We start from the raw sequence: 18462 nt of genomic DNA, 5'->3' as shown, positions 1-18462 counted from the left end.
AGAGCCTGGTGGCCTCTAAATGCTTCACTGCACAATGGCGGAAGGGCGCGCGGCTTATAGTCCTGCGCTACCGGCATAGCATAGCCCGATTCCGGACCTTAGGCATGCAAATTTGCATGGCTCCGGCAGTTGCATTTAGATGGTGACCTGGGTCCCCACTTCAACCACGCGCCCCGTGGGAATTTGGAAATAGTCGGTGGCGTCGTTGGCCGACCGGCTCAGCGCGATAAAGAGGTGGTCCTGCCACAGCGGCATGCCCGACTGGGCCGAGGCCTTCAGCGATCGCCGCGACACGAAGAATGACGTGGACATGATGTCGAACTGCCAACCCTGCTTGCGCGCGATCGCGAGCGCCTTCGGCACGTTCGGCTGCTCCATGAAGCCGAAGCGCAGGCGGACCTTGAAGAACTTGTCGCTGATCTTTTCCATGCGGAATCGCTCGGACAGGTCGACCCGCGGCGTATGGGCGGTTTCGATGGTCAGGATCACGTTGTGCTCGTGCAGCACCTTATTGTGCTTGAGATTGTGCAGCAGCGCCGTCGGCACGAACGACGGATCGCTGGTCAGAAATACGGCCGTGCCCTTGACGATGTGCGGCGGCCGCTTCTCCAGGCTCCGGATCAGGTCGTCCAGCGGCACCTCGATCCGGCGCGTCTTCTGGATCAGGATCCCCGAGCCTTTTCGCCAGGTCCAAATCGTCCCCGCCATGGCGACGCCGAACAGCAGCGGCACCCAGGCGCCTTCGAGCAGCTTGAGCAGATTGGCGCTGAAGAAGCTTAGGTCGACGACGACGAAGGGCATGATCACGGCCGCAGCCGTGGCGGCGCGCCAGTTCCACAATTTCCAGATCACGATGAAGCCCATGATACCGTCGGCGACCATGGTGGTGGAGACTGCGATGCCATAGGCCGAAGCCAGATTGCTGGGGGTGTGGAACAGCAGCACCAGCAGCATCACACCGATCAGCAGCAGCCGGTTCACGCGCGGCAGATAGATCTGGCCAGCATGGGTCTCCGAGGTGTAGCGCACCTCGAAGCGAGGAAGCAGGCCGAGTTGCACCGCCTGATAGACCAGCGAATAGGCGCCCGTAATCACCGCCTGACTCGCGATCACCGTTGCGACAGTCGCAAGCCCGACCAGCGGCAGCACTAGATTTTCAGGCACCATGCGATAGAAGGAATGCTCGATCGCGCTGGGATCGGACAGCACCAGCGCGCCCTGCCCGAAATAGTTGATCAAGAGCGCGGGCAGCACGAAGAACATCCAGGCCGACTGGATCGGCTTGCGCCCGAAATGGCCGAGGTCGGCATAGAGCGCCTCGCCCCCGGTCACAGCCAGGAACACGGCGCCGAGTGTGACAAGGCCGATCGTGCCGTGCGACAGCACGAACTGCACCGCGTAATAGGGATTAATCGCCGCCAGCACCGAGGGGTCGTCGGCGATGTGGACAGCTCCCATCACCGCGATGACGGTGAACCAGACCACCATTACCGGCCCGAAGGCCGAGGCGACCAGCGCGGTGCCCTTGCTCTGCACGGCGAACAGCAGTGCGAGAATGAGCACCGTGAGCGGCACGACGTAGTGCTCGAACGCAGGGGTCGCGAGCTTGAGACCCTCGACCGCCGAGAGCACCGAGATCGCCGGCGTGATCATGGAATCGCCGATGAACATGGAGGCGCCGACTACGCCCAGCGCGAGCAGGAACCAGCTCCGCCGCCCGAGCGCACGCTGGCCGAGTGCCATCAGGGAGAGCGTGCCGCCCTCCCCGTTATTGTCGGCGCGCAGCAGCAGCAGGACGTATTTGGCGGTGACGACTATCAGAAGCGCCCATAGGATCAGCGAGAGCACGCCGAGCACGATAACCCGCGAGACCGGCTCGCCATGGGCCGCGCCTCTGACCGCCTCGTGGAAGGCGTAGAGCGGCGAGGTGCCAATATCGCCGAAGACGACGCCGATGCTCCCGAGCGTAAGGGCCCAAAAACCTGATGTGACCGGCCCTTCCTGGGTCTCGGTCGATGTGATGCTCGCCGTCATGAGGGTGGAGAACGCTTCGTCCCTGAATTTGATCCGGCGCCTTTTGACGCTTCCGGCGGGCCTGTCAACCGGCTCACCACCATAGCAGGCGCTGAGCCCGATGCTGTGACGGCGCGGTCACGCTCGCCCCAGCGCGACGAGATGCCTCAGGTAAGATGGTAGCGCAAGTCCTCTACGGCTTCAGATTCGGCGGCAGTGGCGGATCTTCGCGCATCAGGGTGATGGTCACCCGCCGATTGGCCGCGAGCGAGGGATCGTCCGGAAACAGCGGCTGGGTGTCCGCCTTGCCCGAGACAGCGAAGATGTGCGACGGCGGCAATCCTTCGCGTTCGAGGATCTGGCGCACGGCATTGGCGCGGTCGGCCGACAGGTCGAAGGCGCCGTAGTCGCTGCGGACCGGCACAAATCCCGCCGCGGTGTGGCCGGCGATGGAGACGCGGAGCGGCGTCGCCTTGAGCGGGATCGCGAGCTTCTCGACCAAGCGGCGGGTGCGGTCGTAAGGCACCTTGGAGCCGTCGGCGAACATCGAGCGGCCATCCTGGTCGACGATCTCGAGGTTGAGGCCCTGCTTGGTCTCTTCAAACATGATGTGCTTGGACATTTCCGTCAGTTCCGGCATGTCCTGCAACGCCTGGCGCAGCGAGGCCGCGGCGAGCGCGAAATTGCGGTCGACCTTGATCTTCGCCCCCGAGGTACGGTCGCGATCATCCTGGTCAGGCGTCGGCGTGTTGGAGGCGTCCTCGGGCTGGATGTGGTCGACGTTCTTCAGCCGCGGCCGCGTCGGCAGACCGTCGGATTCGACGATGCCGGCATAGCGCGCTTCGCTCTGCACGCCGAAGGCGTCGCGCATGGATCCGGCCACGATCTTCAACTTGTTGGCGTCCTGGGTCGAGAACGCGACGAGCATCACAAAGAAGCTCATCATCAGGCCCATCAGGTCGGCGAAGGTCACGAACCAGCCGTGACCGCCGCCGTGCGCATCGCCGCGTTTCTTCTTGGCCATGGTCTAGATCCCGGCGCGCGCGATCAGGCCGGCACCGGCTCGCCGTCGGCCTGACGGTGCTTCTCCGGCAGATAGGCCAGCAGCATTTCACGCACCAAGGTCGGGCTCTTGGAGTCGCGGATCATCAGGATGCCGTCGATGATCAGGGTGCGATTAGTCTCCTCATCCAGCAGCTTGCCGTGAAGTTTGTCGGCGATCGGCAGACAGAACAGGTTCGCGACGAGCGCGCCGTAGAGGGTCGCGAGCAACGCGGTCGCCATGAACGGGCCGAGCTTGGAAGGGTCGGTCATGTTGGCGAACATCTGCACCATGCCGATCAGTGTGCCGATCATGCCGAAGGCCGGGGCGCAATCGCCGATCGCACGGTAGATCTTGCTGCCCTCATCGAGGTGCATCAGGAAGTTGTCACGGTCGCGCTCGAGATTGTCGCGGATGAAGTCGAGGTCGTAACCGTCGGCAACGTAGCGGATGCCCTTAGCGAGGAAGGGTTCGTCGGTCTCGACCTTTTCCAGGCCGACCGGGCCCTGCTTGCGGGCGATCTCGGCGATGCGGGCGAGCTCGTCAACGAGGTCGTGGGCCGACAGGCGGCTCATGGTGAAAGCGAACTTGGCCCCGAGCGGAAGCCCATGCAGGAGCGCGCTGAGGGGAAAGCGGATCATGGTGGCGGAGATCGAGCCGCCGAAAATGATGATCATCGCATGTTCGGAGATGAACATGTGGAGATCGCCGCCCATGAAGATCATCGCAACGATGACGATGGTGCCCGCAATGAGCCCGACGCTCGTCATGATATCCATGGGAGACTCCAATGCGTACACGACAACGGCCGTCCTGGCCGCTGGCGCGGCCCAACCCCGAACCGCATCGGAACCCTAGAGCGCCGCCCTTAAAGCCGCGTAAAGGTTAAGTCTGGACAGCGAGGTACGGCGCGCCGCAGGCGCAGCGATTGCCGGTGGGCGGCGGGAATCTCAACACTTCGCTAACCATAACGGTCGCTAGGACGATAACCCCGTCAGCTCCAGGCTGAGCGCACGCAGGCGCTTGCGCGCGTCGGCGTCGTAGGCCTGCGGATTTGCGCGTGCCTCGTTCATACCGTTGAAGAACAATCCGCTTCTATCAGCGACGTCGTCGCCCGCGACAAGGTGCAGGATGGCTGCACCGCCTTGCTCGACCGTCGACATCGGAGTGATCCCGCCGGCGCGCACCATCGTGGTGTTCATGTAGGTCGCGGGATGCAGCGCGTTCACGGTGATGCCGGTGCTCTTTAATTCCTGCGCCAGATCGATCGTGAACATGATCTGAGCGAGCTTGCTCTGCGCATAGGCGCGCGAACCGCTGTAGCCCCTGGTGATCATGACGTCGTCGAACTCGATCGGGTGCTGGCCGAGCGAGGCGACGTTGACGATGCGCGACGGCGCGGCCGCCTTCAGCAATGGCAGCAACAGATGGACGAGCAGGAAACCGGCGAGATAGTTCACGGCAAATCGCAGCTCGTGCCCCTCGGCACTGACCTGCCGCTGCGGGCCGTCATTCTGCGAGCCGATGCCGGCATTGCTGACGAGGACATCGAGGCGCTGGTGGTCACGTTTCACGGCCTCCGCGAGCGCACGCGTGCCCGACATCGATGACAGGTCGGCTTGGTAGAAAGTCGGCGCGATACCGCCGGCCTTCACGATCTCGTCGCTCAAGGTCTTCGCACGCGCCGCGTCGCGGCCATGGATCAGGACCCTCGTACCTTCTTTGGCCAGCCGGCCTGCAACGTAGCGGCCGACGCCGTCGGTCGAGCCGGTGATCAGAACCGTCTTGCCCTTCATCCTCATTGCGCGTCCTCCAACTGCGGCCCTGCGTCACATCCGTGACGCGCCATCATGCGGTACTCTGTAGCTATGCGGCATGCTCCATCGCAGGAGCCGATTTGCCATGTTGACGTTGTTCAGTCTTCTCACTGCGCTGCCGGCGGTACTGGCGCTGCATCTGCTCGAGCCGGAGCTGGTGCTGCCGGCGTTCAGCGCCCTGCTTTTTGTCGAGGCCGGCTTCGCCATGATCGCGGCGCGGTTGATTCATCTCCCGGACAATGCGGAGGACATCACCCTGTGGGATCTTGCGGGCGGCTTCACCCTGATCGGATGCGCCGCCGCGGTGTTCGGCGAGCCGGATCAGGCCGCCCTGTTTCTGACGGAACAAGGCGGCCCACGGTCGGCGCCGCGACCGTAGGCCGCTCCGTCGCGCGTCTAGTGAATCTCCGCCGAGCGCTTCAGCGCCGCCTTCAGCTTCTCCAGCGAGAAGTCGGGACTGCGAGCGATCTCGAGGATCGGGGTCTCGCGGCGGCCGCAGAGCTCGGCTGCCTCGGGCAACTTTGCCGCGACGTCGATCGGGATCACGATGGCGCCGTGCTGGTCGGCATGGATCAGGTCGTCCGACTTGACGGTCATGCCGGCGACACGCACCTCGCCGCCGAAGCTCTCGGCATGCACCCAGGCATGCGACGGCCCGATCGAGCCTGCCAAGGCCTGGAAGCCCGGAGCCCATTGCGGGATGTCGCGGATCGAGCCGTCGGTGATGACGCCGAGACAGCCCAGCGCCTTGTGCACGTTGCTCTGCACCTCGCCCCAGAACGCGCCGTAGCCAACGTCGGGGCCGTCGATGTCCTGGATCACCGAGATGCGCGGACCGTGGCCGGTGCCGACATATTCGTAATAGTCGATGCGACGCTTGGACTGCTCCTCAGCAGGAAGCGAGGATTTCAGCACCGAGCGGATAGTGACCGTGCGGGCATAACCGACGATCGGCGGCAGATCGGGGAACGGACAAACAAGCTGCTTGGTGGTGTAGCCGATCAGCCGGCGCTCGGGCGCCACGATCTCCATGGCATTGCAGATCGTCGGCGTATCATAGCGGCCCAGCGCTTCGAGGACGGAAGCGGGCAGCGGCCCGGTCGCGGAATTGGTCACGGCGTTCTCTCCCAGATTGGCGGCCGCTGTTGGCGCGGTGCCGCAGGGCGATATAGCCGAGATCAGGCATCAACCCAACTCAGCGGGACTCATGGCAGATATCCGCGTGTGGCCGCTTAGTGCAGCCGTCCGGGCCGGTCGTCGTCGTCGTGCGGCGGCTCGGACAAATTCGCCAGCGTCGGCGCCGAAGGCGGTGACGCGACCTCACCTCCCGCCGGCGCGGTGGTTTCCATCGCCCGCGCCTGATCGCGGTAGGATTTGTAGCCGAGCGGCAGACAGAGCAGATAGAGCACCGTGCCGATCGACAGCACGTGCCAGGGATAGGCGATCAACAGCGCGATGAAGACGATGACGGCGACGAACGCCGGCAGCACCAGCTCGGGCGGCACGCGCATGCGCTTGGTCTTGCCGGAGAACACCGGCAGGCGCGACACCATCAGGAAGGCGATCAAGAGCGTGTAGGCTGCCGTTACCGCCGCGGGCCAGCGTCCGAAATCGAGGAACGCGACATAGATCGGCAGCAGCACGGTGATCGCGCCGGCCGGCGCCGGCACGCCGGTGAAGAAGTTGGCCGCAAACGCCGGCTTGTTCGGATCGTCCATGGTGGCGTTGAAGCGCGCCAGGCGCAGGCCGCCCGAGATCGCGAACACCATCGCGGCAATCCAGCCGGCATTGCCGAGCTCGTGCAATTGCCAGAAATACAACATCAGGCCGGGCGCAACGCCGAAATTGACGAAATCGGCGAGGCTGTCGAGCTCGGCGCCGAATTTGGACTGGCCTTTGATCATGCGCGCGATGCGGCCGTCGATGCCGTCGAGCGCGGCCGCGAACACGATGGCATAGACCGCGAGCGACATCCGCCCCTCAATCGACAGCCGGATCGAGGTCAGGCCGGCGCAGATCGCCAGCAGCGTGATGACGTTGGGCACCAGCATCCGCACCGGAATCGGACGGAACCGCCGCCGGCGCGCGTCAGGATCTTTGAAATCGTAGGGCGTCATGGCTCGTCCTCACCTCAAAGCGAGATATAGCAAGCCGCGCTCCCCTCCGCCATTGCGGCGGAACGTTCCCTGGAACGACTTATTGGTTAATTGGTGCGATAGGTGCGGCTGGGGTCGTCCCCGGCAAGATCGGCCAAAATCGTCTCGCCGGCGATCGCGGTCTGCCCTTCCGATACCAGCGCTTTGGTACCGACCGGCAGATAGACGTCGAGCCGCGAGCCGAAGCGGATAAGACCGAAGCGCTCACCGGCGCCAATCGCCTGCCCTTCCTTGACAAAGCAGACGATGCGCTTGGCCACGAGGCCGGCAATCTGGATCACGCCGATCCGCGCCGTGGGCGTCGTGATCACCAGCGAGTTGCGCTCATTGTCCTCGCTCGCCTTGTCGAGCTCGGCATTGATGAACAGGCCGGGCCGGTAGGCGATACGGTCCACCCTGCCCGCGATCGGGCTGCGGTTCACGTGGCAGTTGAACACGCTCATGAACACCGAGATGCGCGGCAACGGCCGGTCGCCGAGCCCGAGCTCGGCCGGGGGGAGCGCCATGGTGATCATCGAGACGCGGCCGTCAGCCGGCGACACCACGAGCCCCTCGCGCACCGGAGTGACCCTGACGGGATCGCGGAAGAACAGCGCGCACCACACGGTCAGGATCGTGCCGATCCACCCCAGAGGGGACCACAGCCAGAATAGGATCAGGCTTGCCAGCGCGAAACCGCCGATGAAGGGATAGCCCTCCTTGTGGATCGGCGGGATCTGACGCTGGATCGAATCGAGAATGGACATCGCTCTCTGCCGCTGAAGGGTTGACGGCGCACGGGGCCGTCCCGCGCGGTGGAGTTGTTTAGGCCAGAGTTGGCACCCGAGACAAGGTCACTCCGCCGCCGCAGGCGCCGTCAGGGAATCATTGACCGGCGGCGGCTCCCGGTTGGGCGCCTCGCTACTGTCGGCCATCTTGGCCAGTTTCTCCCGCGCCGCCTCGGCCTCGCGCTGCCTGTTCCACATGCTGGCATAGAGGCCGCCCTGTGCGAGCAGCTTTGCGTGGGTGCCGCGCTCGGCGATACGGCCCTGATCCAGCACGATGATCTCGTCGGCGCCGACGATAGTCGAGAGCCGGTGCGCGATCACCAGCGAAGTGCGGTTCTTGGCCACGCGGTCAAGCGCGCCCTGGATCTCGTGCTCGGTGTGGGTGTCGAGCGCCGAGGTAGCCTCGTCGAGCACCAGGATAGGCGGCGCCTTCAACACTGTGCGCGCGATCGCGACGCGCTGTTTCTCGCCGCCGGAGAGCTTCAGGCCACGCTCGCCGACCTGGGTCTCGTAGCCCATCGGCGCCAAGCGGATGAAATGGTCGATCTGTGCCAGCCGCGCCGCCTCCTCGACCTCGACATCGCTGGCGTCCCAGCGGCCGTAGCGGATGTTGTAGCGGATGGTGTCGTTGAACAGCACGGTGTCCTGCGGCACCATGCCGATGGACGCGCGCAGCGAAGCCTGCGTGACGTCGCGGAGATCCTGGCCGTCGATCAGGATCTTTCCGCCGGAGACGTCATAGAGACGGAATAGCAGCCGCGAGATCGTCGATTTGCCCGCACCCGAGGGGCCGACGATCGCGACCGTCTTGCCGGCCGGCACCTCGAAGCTGATGCCCTTCAGGATCGGCCGCGTCGGCTCATAGGCAAAGCGCACGTCGTCGAAGCGCACCGTGCCGGCAGAGACGACCAGCGGCTGCGCATCGGGCGCGTCCTTGATCTCGGCCTCGCGGCCCAGCACACCAAACATCTTCTCAATGTCGATGATCGCCTGCTTGATCTCACGATAGACCATGCCCATGAAGTTCAGGGGCTGGTAGAGCTGGATCATCATGGCGTTGACCAGCACGAAATCGCCGACCGTGTTGGTGCCGTTGCGCACGCCGATCGCACACATCAGCATGGTCGCGGTCAGGCCGAGCGTGAAGATCACGGCCTGGCCGGTATTGAGCACCGCGAGTGAAGTATACGTGCGGACGCTCGCCTCCTCGTAACGCGCCACCGACCTGTCATAGCGCTGGGCCTCGCGCGCCTCCGCGCTGAAATATTTGACGGTCTCGTAGTTGAGCAGCGAGTCGATTGCCTTGGTGTTCGCCTCGGTGTCGGAATCATTCATCTTGCGGCGGATGCCGATCCGCCACTCGGTCGCGATGTAGGTGTAATACATGTAGAGCGCGACCGTGATCAGAGTGGCGACCACGTATCGCCAATCGAACTGCCAGAGCAGCACGGCCATCAGCAGCGAGACCTCGACGATGGTCGGGATCAGCTGCAGGATCACCATGCGCACGATGACCTCGATGCCCTCGCGGCCGCGCTCGAGCACCCGCGTCAGGCCGCCGGTCTTGCGCTCGAGATGGAAGCGCAGCGACAACTCGTGCATGTGAATGAAGGTGATGGTCGCAAGCTTGCGCACCGCATGCATGGCGACGCGGGCGAAGATGCCGTCGCGCCATTGCGTCAGCACGGCCATCAGGATGCGCATCGCGCCGTAGCTCGCGGTCAGCAGTAGCGGCGGGGCGATCACCCAGAGCTGCCAATTGTCCGCCTGCACCGGCGCCGTGTTGGCGCCGGTCAGCGCGTCCGTCGCCCATTTGAAGCTGAACGGCACCGCAAGCGTGATCAGCTTCGCGGCGAGCAGCAGCACCAGCGACCAGACCACCCGCATCTTCAGGTCGAAGCGGTCGCCCGGCCAGATATAGGGCCACAGATGCGCCAGCGTGCCCATCAGCGTGGCCCGCTCCAGCCGTTCCCCCGCGGGAGGATCAGGAACGTCGGCTCCGTCGAACGATTGAGGTTGGTCCATCAAAAAGCCTGAAAGCCCGCCGGATGCGGGCGGCGTTACGATTTTCGATTTTCGCCCGTCATATAGAGCCTTCCCGATGCCAGCGCACCCCGCCAGATGGCGAATCTTCGATTGTTTGTCGCTATTTGCCGGTAGATTTGCGGGAGTCCCGAATCACCGATTGGACTTGACGCCTCTTCGCTGCAATGCATCATGGCACCAATGAGCACAATCAAAACCGTCTGTGTCTATTGCGGCTCCGGCCCCGGAACCAATCCCAACTTTACCGAAGGTGCCAAGGCATTCGGCAAGGCGCTCGCCGAGAACAACATCCGCCTGGTCTATGGCGGCGGCTCGCTTGGCCTGATGGGCGCGGTCGCGACCTCCGTGCTGGATCACGGCGGCACCGTCACCGGCATCATCCCCGACTTCCTGCGGCTGCGCGAGAACGCGCTGACGCGAGTGCAGGAGATGATCGTCACCCCCGACATGCATGAGCGCAAGCGGCTGATGTTCGAACGCTCCGATGCCTTCGTGGCGCTGCCGGGCGGCGTCGGCACGCTGGAGGAGCTGGTCGAGCAGATGACCTGGAAGCAGCTCGGTCGTCACGCCAAGCCGGTGCTGCTCGCCAACATCGACAATTTCTGGGAGCCGCTGTTCTCGCTCTTGTCGCATATGCGCCAGACCGAGTTCATCCGCGCCGGCCTGTCGATCGACATCCTCAAAGCCGATCGCGTCGAGGATATTCTACCGAAGCTGAAGGCAGCCGCCGCCCAGGTCGCCGAGGCGGAAAAGCAGATGGCTCCGGAAGTGGCACGCCGGCTGTAAGGATTACGCGCTCGGAAACGTCACCGCCTCGATGCGATTGCCGTCGGGATCGCTCACGAACGCCGCATAATAGCGCACGCGATCGTGGGGGCGAAAGCCCGGCGCGCCATCGGAGGCACCGCCGGCGGACAGCGCGGCGGCGTGAAACGCATCGACCTCATCAGTCGTCTTCGCCCGCAGGCAGATGTGCACGCCGCTCTCCGGCGGGACGTGCGGCATGCCCTCGCGCAAGTTGATCCAGAACTCCGGATAGGCCTTGCCGAAGCCGACCGTCCGCGGCCGCGTCACGAGGCGCGTGAGGCCGAGCGCGGATAGCGCGGCCTCGTAGAATTTTGCGGCGCGATCGAGATCGCTGACGCCGACGGAAATGTGGTCAATCATTGGTCGCTCCCCCTCTCCGCTATCATTCCGGGCACGCGAAGCGTGAACCCGGAATCTCGAGATTCTCAGGTGCGCAATTGCGCACCTTAGTTCGGCCCTGCGGACCGCCCCGGAATGACTCCCTGATAGCTACGCCGGCGCCCCCGACTTCACCAGCTTGTAGATCACCGAATCCATCAGCGCCTGGAACGAAGCGTCAATGATGTTCGGAGACACGCCGACCGTAGTCCAGCTATCGCCGTTCTCGTCCTCGCTTTCGATCAGGACGCGCGTGACCGCACCGGTGCCGCCGTTCAGGATACGCACGCGATAGTCGATCAGTTTCAAGCCCTCGATGTAGGTCTGGTACTTGCCGAGATCCTTTCGCAAGGCGACGTCGAGGGCGTTGACGGGACCGTTACCCTCGGCGGCTGAAATCAGGCGCTCGCCGGCGACGTCGACCTTGACCACAGCCAAAGCGACGGTGACGCGCTCGCCATGCGAATTGTAGCGCTGCTCGACATTGACGTCGAACTGCTCGACTTCGAAATAGTGCGGCACCTTCCCGAGCGTCCGGCGCGCCAGGAGCTCGAACGAGGCGTTTGCGGATTCGTAGGCGTAGCCCGCCGCCTCGCGCGCCTTCAATTCCTCGACCAGGCGCGTCAGCTTCGGATCGCTCTTCTCGTAAGGAATGCCGGCGCGGTCGAGCTCGGCAATGACGTTGGAGCGTCCGGCCTGGTCGGAGACCAGCACCTTGCGGTGGTTGCCGACCAATTCCGGCAGGACGTGCTCGTAAGTCTGTGGATCCTTCAGCACGGCGGAGGCGTGAATGCCGGTCTTGGTGACGAAGGCGCTCTCGCCGACATAGGCCGCATGCCGGTTCGGCACGCGATTGAGCATGTCGTCGAGCGTGCGCGAGACCTTGACCAGCGTTGCCAGCTTCTCGGCTGTGACGCCGATCTCGAAGGCGTCGGCAAAGCCCTTCTTCAACCTCAGCGTCGGGATTAGCGAGCAGAGATTGGCGTTGCCGCAGCGCTCGCCAAGGCCATTCAGCGTGCCCTGGATCTGCCGTGCGCCGGCGCGCACCGCAGCGAGCGAGTTGGCCACCGCCTGCTCGGTGTCGTTATGGGCATGGATGCCGACGTGATCGCCGGGGATGTGCTTCGTCACTTCGGTGACGATGTCCTCGACCTCGTCAGGCATGGTTCCGCCATTGGTGTCGCACAGCACCACCCAGCGCGCGCCGGCCTCATAGGCGGCCTTGGCGCAGGCGAGCGCGAACGCCGCGTCTTCCTTGTAGCCGTCGAAGAAGTGCTCGCAGTCGAGCATCACCTCGCGGCCGGCGGCATTCGCGGCCGCGACGCTGTCGCGAATCGAGGCGAGGTTTTCCTCCTTCGTCGTCTCCAGCGCAACGCGCACCTGATAGGCCGATGACTTCGCCACGAAGCAGATCGCGTCGGCCTTTGCTTCCAGCAGCCCGGCCACACCAGGGTCGTTGGAGATCGAGCGCCCGGCCCGCCGCGTCATGCCGAAGGCGGTAAAGCGCGCATGATTAAGCTTGGGCTTGGTCGCAAAGAATTCGCTATCGAGCGGATTGGCGCCGGGATAGCCGCCCTCGACATAATCGATGCCGAGATCATCGAGCATCGCCGCGATGACTTGCTTGTCGGCCAGCGTGAAATCGACGCCGTTGGTCTGCGCGCCGTCGCGCAGCGTGGTGTCGAACAGATAGAGACGCTCCTTGCTCATTGCGGCGCTCCGAGCGTCTTCTTCATGGTGGTGTTGGCGAGCCACTCGTCATTGATGGCGACGCTGTTGCGCTGCTGGGCGGTGTAGCCGCGCTTGGCGAAGAAGCCCTGTGCGGTGTCGCTGGCATCGACCGACAGGCTCGTCGCACCGCGACCGCCGGCAAGCTTCTCCAGCGCATCGACCAGCATGGTCGCAACGCCCTGCCCGCTCACTCCGGGATGCACATAGAGCATGCGGATATGATCGTTGCCGCGCAGCGAGGCGAAACCGATGGGCGAGCCTTCCAGCGTCGCGACCAGGGTCAGGTCGGCGGCGAGCCCCTTGCCGAACTCTTCGCTTTCCGCCGTCTCCATCCAGGCCTGCTGCTGCGCCTCGCTATAATCGTCGCCGGTCAGCTCCTCGATGCTGGCGGTGAAGATCGCGGCGAGCACCGGCACATCATCAGGCAGGAAGGGCCTAAGTGCGGGCTTTGGCAAAGTCTGTCCCATCGTCCTCACCACATCCCATAGAGTTTCAGCACGATCGCCACGGCCGCGCCGAGCAGTGCGATCTTCAGCGCGATGTAGTAGAGCCAGTGCCGCGGAAAAGGCGTGTCGGGCCGCTTCATCGCTTAAGCTTCCAGGTAGTCGTGCCGTCTTTGTGATCCACGAGTTCGATTCCCATCGCGGCAAGCTCATTTCGAATACGATCGGACTCCCCAAAGTCCTTACGGCGACGGGCGGCCGTCCGTTCCGCGATGAGGCGTTCGACTTCCTTCGCATCGATGCCGCTCGCCTGTTGCTTGCGGCCTTCCCATTGCGCAGCGCTCTCGGAGAGAAAACCGAGCAGCCGCAACGATCCCGCCAAGCCGTTCACGTCGCTGCCGCGCAAGCCGTGCAGCGCCGCGATCGCAAGGGACGTGTTGAGGTCGTCCAGCAGCGGCTCGACCACGGATGCTGCCGGCCTGCCGGGTTCGACGTCGGCCGCAACGCGATACCAGTCGTCGAGCGTCTTGGCGCTCTCCTCCAGCGACTTCATGGTCCAGTCGATCGGCGAGCGGTAATGCGTCTTCAGCATGTTCAGACGCAGCACCTCACCCGGCCAATCCGCCAGCAGCTCATGGATGGTGATGAAGTTGCCGAGACTCTTCGACATCTTCTCACTCTCGACCTGCAGGAAGCCGTTATGCATCCAGTAGTTCGCCATGCGCTGCTGGTGGAAGGCGCAGCAGGTCTGCGCGACCTCGTTCTCGTGATGCGGGAACACGAGATCGATACCGCCGCCATGGATGTCGAAATGCTCGCCGAGATGCTTCCAGGCCATTGCCGAGCACTCGATGTGCCAGCCCGGGCGTCCCTGCGCGGCGATGCCCGCCGGCGATGGCCATGACGGCTCGCCCGGCTTTGACGGCTTCCACAGCACGAAGTCGGTGTTGCCCTTCTTGTAGGGCGCGACATCGACGCGGGCGCCGGCGACCATCTCGTCCAGCGAGCGATTGGACAGCGCGCCGTAGCGCGGCAGGCCGGCATTGGCCGCGTTCATTGCCTGCGGCGAGAACAGCACATGATCCTCAGCGACATAGGCAAAGCCGCCGGCGACGAGCTTTTCGATGATCTCGCGCATCTCGCCGATATGCTCGGTCGCGCGCGGCTCGACGCTCGGTCGAAGCGCGCCCAGCGCATCGACGTCGGCATGAAACTGCCGGCCCGTCTCCTCAGTGACCTTGCGGATCGCCTCGTTCAGCGGCAGGCCGGGAAAATCCCGCGCGGCGCGGTCGTTGATCTTGTCGTCGACGTCGGTGATGTTGCGGACATATTTGACATGCGCCTCGCCATAGAGATGGCGCAGCAGCCGAAACAGCACGTCGAACACGATCACGGGTCGCGCATTGCCGATATGGGCGAAGTCATAGACGGTCGGTCCGCAGACATACATGCGCACGTTGTTCGCATCGAGCGGTACAAAGGTCCGCTTTTCCCGGCTCAGCGTATCGTAGAGGCGCAATTCCATATGGATACCCGTCGGCTGTTGGCCGGGCGTCCAAGGCTCTCAATGTTTTTGAGAAAAGACGGCTCCAGCCAGCGAATCGCTAGCTCGTAATCTCGCGGCAAATGGCGCAAATGGCGAGGAGACCGTTCATGCGGCCACATATGGGCTATGAGGCGGCTCCGCGTCAAGAGAGCCGCGAAAACGCCGCTTTATCTCCGCAAAGCGCGCGCCTCGCCCTGCTGGTTCATGATCCTTAACCACTTGAGCCCATTCTGGAACTGGCGGTTCCATTTTTCTCACGGGTATTTTCATGCGATCCTTGCTCGCGCTGATTTTGTGCGCCGCCACCCTTACGGCAGCCAGCGCTTACGCCGAGACGCGCGTCTTCATCATTGTCAACCAGGCGGACGGCTATGGGATCGCGCGCACCTATTGCCAGTCACGGGATTTTGCCCAGGCCTCGGCCTATCGCCGGGTCGATCCCGACGAAATTACCGGCTCCGTCCCAAATCCGGCGCAAACTGCTCCCATGGCCGTTGCGACGAATATGTCGCAATCACCTGCCAGCGCTGAATTCGCTCGGAACTGGCGGGCCTTAGGCCCAATCTTTGGCCCCTGAAACGACGTGACGATGCCGCAGGAAGCGGCTATGGGAGGGCGCGCTTCGGCCCTCAAGTCACTTCGGTTTCCCAAGTCACATTGGGCCGTGACCTCGCTAGAATGGCGGATATGCCTGAATTGTTGTCCCTGCCCCGTGCCCGCTTCCTCCTTGTCTGCACCGTGCTCTTGAGCACGGTCGTGCTCGCCACCGGCGCTTTCGCGCAGGTCGGCCCTCCGGGACCGCCGCCTCAGCCCGGCCAGAACGGGCTCGGCTCTAATCCGATGTGCGTGCGGCTGGAAGGCCAGCTCGCCGCACTCGACCGCGGCGGCGGTGGTGACCCCGCGCGCGAAGAGCAGATCCGCCGCTACCAGGATTCCCAGACCCGCCAGCAGGCCGAGCTCGATCGCGTCACCATGCAGGCCAAGCGCATGGGCTGCGATTCCTCCGGCTTCTTCTCCCTGTTCAGCGGCCAATCCGCGCAATGCGGCCCGGTCAACACCCAGATCCAGCAGATGCGCGCCAATCTGGATCAGATCACTGGCAATCTCGAGCGCCTGCGCGGCGGTGGCCCGGGAGGCTTCAGCCCCGAGCGCGACAATCAGCGCCGCTCGGTGCTGGCGGCGCTGGCGCAGAACAATTGCGGCCCGCAATATGCCAACGCGGCGCAGTCGCAAGGCGGCGGCAACTTCCTCAGCAATCTGTTTGGCGGCAATAACGCGGGCAATCCGCAAGCCGTTCCGCCCGCCGATCTCGGCCCGCAATCCGGCACCTTTCGCACCGTGTGCGTGCGCACTTGCGACGGCGCCTATTTCCCGATCTCGTTTGCGACCGTGCCGGCGCGCTTTCCCGACGACGAGAAAACCTGCAAGGCGCTGTGCCCGGCCGCGGAAGCCGTGCTCTACACCCATCGCAATCCCGGCGAAGACATGAACTCGGCGGTCTCGATCGGCGGCCAGCCCTACACGGCGCTGCCGACAGCGTTCAAGTTCCGCAGCGAGTTCAACCCATCCTGCTCCTGCAAGGCCGCAGGCCAGACCTGGGCGGACGCGTTGAAATCGGCGGACGACAAGGCCGCAGTCGAGCAGCAGGGCGACATCATCGTCACCGAAGAGAGCGCCAGGAAGATGCAGCAGCAGCGGCTCAACAAGGGCACGCCCGCGAATGCCAAGAAGGGCGCAGCTTCGGCGCCGACGACGGCCAATACGCCGGCCACGACGCCGCCGGCAGATACCCCCACCACCGCTAACTCCGAGAACAAGCCGATCCGTTCAGTCGGCCCGACCTTCCTGCCGCAGCAGCAGAAGTAGTCACAAACTCAACTGTCATGCATCCGCCTTCGCGGATGATAACAGCGTGTTATGTGGGGAGAGCGTTCGTCCATCCGGCCGAGCTAGGTTCCTACCCCTCGAACGCGTCGATAGACGCCTTGCTGCCGCGCGTCACCAGCGCCTCATCTGCCGCCGGCAACGGCTCGCCCTTGTCGCGGAATCTGTTCGTGATGGGATAACGGCGATCGCGGCCGAAATACCGGGCCGTCACCTTCACGCCGGGCGCGGCCTGGCGGCGCTTGTATTCGGCGACGTTGAGAAGATGGTCGATGCGGGTGACCGTCTCGCGGTCAAAGCCGGCTGCGATGATGTGATCAAGTGGCTCCTCGCGTTCGACCAGACGTTCCAGGACGGCATCGAGCACATCGTAGGGCGGCAGCGAGTCCTCATCACGCTGGTTCTCGCGCAATTCCGCGGTCGGCGGGCGCGTGATGATATCCGGCGGAATGACCTCCCCGGCCGGTCCGAGCGCGCCCTCCGGCTTCCAGGAATTGCGCAGTGTCGCCAGCCGAAACACCTGCGTCTTATAGATGTCCTTGATCGGATTGAAGCCGCCGTTCATGTCGCCATAGAGCGTGGCGTAGCCGACCGACATTTCCGACTTGTTGCCTGTCGTCACCACCATCAAGCCGGTTTTGTTGGAGATCGCCATCAAGAGCGTGCCGCGGGTGCGGGCCTGAAGATTTTCCTCGGTGATATCTGGCGGCAGATTCTTGAAGAGGCCGGACAGGATGGTCTCGAACCCGTTCACCGCTTCGGCGATCGGCAAAACCTCGTAGCGGATGCCGAGATGGCCCGCGAGCTCGCCGGCATCCGCAATCGAGTGTGGTGCCGTGTAGCGATAAGGCAGCATCACGCCATGCACCTGATCGGCGCCGAGCGCATCGACCGCGATCGCCGCACACAGCGCGGAATCGATGCCGCCGGAAATGCCGAGCAGCACGCCCGGAAAGCCGTTCTTGGCGACGTAATCGCGGAGGCCCAGCACGCAGGCGGCATAATCGGCCTTGTCGCCCTCGGGCTGCTCGGCGATCGGCCCGGTGCAGCGCCAGTCGTCACCATTCCTGGTGAAGCGCAGCGTGACCATGCTCTCCTCGAACGCCGGTAATTGCGCCGCAAGCGAGAGGTCGCCATTGAGCGCGAAGGACGCTCCGTCGAACACGAGCTCGTCCTGCCCGCAGATCTGATTCAGATAGACCAGCGGCAGGCCGCTTTCGGTGACGCGCGCCACGGCGACCGACAGGCGAACGTCATTCTTGTCGCGGGCGTAAGGCGAGCCGTTCGGCACCAGGATGATCTCGGCGCCAGTCTCCGCCAGCGTCTCGACCAGGTTTTCGTAGTCCTCGGACTCTTCCAGCCAGATGTCCTCGCAGATCGGCACCCCGATGCGCACGCCACGCACGGTCACGGGTCCTGCTGCGGGTCCCCGCGCAAACAGTCGCTTCTCATCGAACACGCCGTAGTTCGGCAGATTGCACTTGAAGCGTAAGCCGGAGACACGGCCGCCATCGAGCAGCGCACAGGCATTGTAAAGCCTGCCCTCCTCGACCCAGGGCGTGCCGACCAGCATCGCCGGACCACCGTCCGCGGTCTCGCGCGCGAGGCTTTCGATCGCGGCGCGGCAGGCGGCCTGGAACGCCGGCTTCTGCACCAGGTCCTCCGGAGGATAGCCGGCGATGAACAATTCCGGAAACAGCACGAGGTCGGCACCGTCGGCGGCGGCTCGCGCGCGCGCCGAGCGTGCCTTCGCAGCATTGCCCTCGATGTCGCCCACGGTCGGATTGAGCTGGGCGAGCGTGACCGCGAATGCGTTGAGACGTTCGGTCATG

General features: G+C 64.2%; 15 protein-coding genes and 2 pseudogenes. 4 read left to right on the top strand and 13 right to left on the bottom strand.

The window, feature by feature from the left end; genetic code table 11:
- Nucleotides 1–135: 135 nt before the first annotated feature.
- From IVA98_RS16750 to IVA98_RS16735, 4 genes are all read right to left on the bottom strand, one after another.
- A complete protein-coding gene (locus tag IVA98_RS16750) occupies nt 136–2034 on the bottom strand; it encodes a potassium transporter Kup (protein WP_247295681.1) in 1899 nt (632 codons plus the stop codon).
- A gap of 172 nt (nt 2035–2206) precedes the next feature.
- On the bottom strand, nt 2207–3037 hold the full coding sequence (locus IVA98_RS16745; protein WP_247295683.1) for an OmpA/MotB family protein: 831 nt from the start codon (nt 3035–3037) through the stop codon (nt 2207–2209).
- A gap of 23 nt (nt 3038–3060) precedes the next feature.
- Nucleotides 3061–3834, bottom strand: a complete 774-nt coding sequence (locus IVA98_RS16740; RefSeq protein WP_247295686.1) for a motility protein A — start codon at nt 3832–3834, stop codon at nt 3061–3063.
- Between the two features lie 198 nt (nt 3835–4032).
- Entirely contained in the window at nt 4033–4857 is an 825-nt protein-coding gene (locus IVA98_RS16735; protein ID WP_247355223.1) for an SDR family NAD(P)-dependent oxidoreductase, read from the bottom strand.
- A gap of 100 nt (nt 4858–4957) precedes the next feature.
- Here IVA98_RS16735 and IVA98_RS16730 point away from each other — a divergent pair, with 100 nt between their 5' ends.
- Nucleotides 4958–5251, top strand: coding sequence for a hypothetical protein (locus IVA98_RS16730; protein ID WP_247295690.1), 294 nt, complete (start codon nt 4958–4960; stop codon nt 5249–5251).
- A 17-nt stretch (nt 5252–5268) separates the two neighbouring features.
- Here IVA98_RS16730 and IVA98_RS16725 read toward each other — a convergent pair whose 3' ends face one another.
- The 4 genes and pseudogenes from IVA98_RS16725 to IVA98_RS16710 form a co-directional block, all read right to left on the bottom strand.
- Nucleotides 5269–5988 carry an RraA family protein gene (locus tag IVA98_RS16725; RefSeq protein WP_247295692.1) on the bottom strand — a complete coding sequence of 240 codons (720 nt, stop codon included), beginning with the start codon at nt 5986–5988 and terminating at the stop codon, nt 5269–5271.
- Between the two features lie 116 nt (nt 5989–6104).
- Nucleotides 6105–6989 (bottom strand): CDP-alcohol phosphatidyltransferase family protein, encoded by an 885-nt coding sequence (locus IVA98_RS16720; protein WP_247295693.1) that lies wholly within the window; start codon nt 6987–6989, stop codon nt 6105–6107.
- Nucleotides 6990–7075: 86 nt separating this feature from the next.
- Nucleotides 7076–7789 (bottom strand): annotated as a pseudogene (locus IVA98_RS16715) (phosphatidylserine decarboxylase); the annotation flags it as partial.
- Nucleotides 7790–7861: 72 nt separating this feature from the next.
- Nucleotides 7862–9820, bottom strand: a complete 1959-nt coding sequence (locus IVA98_RS16710) for an ABCB family ABC transporter ATP-binding protein/permease (RefSeq protein ID WP_247295698.1) — start codon at nt 9818–9820, stop codon at nt 7862–7864.
- A 201-nt stretch (nt 9821–10021) separates the two neighbouring features.
- On the opposite strand from IVA98_RS16710, the gene IVA98_RS16705 reads away from it, so the two are divergent.
- Complete coding sequence (locus tag IVA98_RS16705; protein WP_247276820.1) at nt 10022–10627, top strand: LOG family protein; 606 nt, start codon at nt 10022–10024, stop codon at nt 10625–10627.
- 3 nt (nt 10628–10630) lie between these two features.
- Here the strand turns inward: IVA98_RS16705 and IVA98_RS16700 are convergent, their stop codons facing one another.
- The 4 genes from IVA98_RS16700 to cysS all read right to left on the bottom strand — a co-directional run bounded on the left by IVA98_RS16700 (nt 10631) and on the right by cysS (nt 14725).
- Nucleotides 10631–11008 carry a VOC family protein gene (locus tag IVA98_RS16700; protein WP_247295701.1) on the bottom strand — a complete coding sequence of 126 codons (378 nt, stop codon included), beginning with the start codon at nt 11006–11008 and terminating at the stop codon, nt 10631–10633.
- 129 nt (nt 11009–11137) lie between these two features.
- Nucleotides 11138–12736 (bottom strand): citramalate synthase, encoded by a 1599-nt coding sequence (gene cimA / locus IVA98_RS16695; protein WP_247295704.1) that lies wholly within the window; start codon nt 12734–12736, stop codon nt 11138–11140.
- On the bottom strand, nt 12733–13224 hold the full coding sequence (locus IVA98_RS16690) for a GNAT family N-acetyltransferase (protein ID WP_247295707.1): 492 nt from the start codon (nt 13222–13224) through the stop codon (nt 12733–12735). The genes cimA and IVA98_RS16690 overlap by 4 nt, the downstream gene beginning before the upstream one ends.
- Before the next feature lie 115 nt (nt 13225–13339).
- Nucleotides 13340–14725 carry a cysteine--tRNA ligase gene (gene cysS, locus IVA98_RS16685; protein WP_247335974.1) on the bottom strand — a complete coding sequence of 462 codons (1386 nt, stop codon included), beginning with the start codon at nt 14723–14725 and terminating at the stop codon, nt 13340–13342.
- A 289-nt stretch (nt 14726–15014) separates the two neighbouring features.
- Between cysS and IVA98_RS16680 the strand changes: the two are divergent.
- Nucleotides 15015–15277: pseudogene (locus IVA98_RS16680) on the top strand (hypothetical protein).
- Nucleotides 15278–15424: 147 nt separating this feature from the next.
- The gene (locus IVA98_RS16675) at nt 15425–16612 is read left to right on the top strand and encodes a DUF2865 domain-containing protein (protein ID WP_247295711.1); all 1188 of its coding nucleotides are present in this window, start codon (nt 15425–15427) and stop codon (nt 16610–16612) included.
- A 91-nt stretch (nt 16613–16703) separates the two neighbouring features.
- Here the strand turns inward: IVA98_RS16675 and IVA98_RS16670 are convergent, their stop codons facing one another.
- Nucleotides 16704–18461 carry an NAD+ synthase gene (locus tag IVA98_RS16670; RefSeq protein ID WP_247295712.1) on the bottom strand — a complete coding sequence of 586 codons (1758 nt, stop codon included), beginning with the start codon at nt 18459–18461 and terminating at the stop codon, nt 16704–16706.
- Between the last annotated feature and the right edge of the window lies 1 nt (nt 18462).

Source organism: Bradyrhizobium sp. 160 (genome assembly GCF_023073735.1).
Lineage (GTDB): Bacteria > Pseudomonadota > Alphaproteobacteria > Rhizobiales > Xanthobacteraceae > Bradyrhizobium.
Note: the sequence above shows the minus strand (reverse complement) of the source record. Positions and strands in the feature narration are given on the sequence as shown.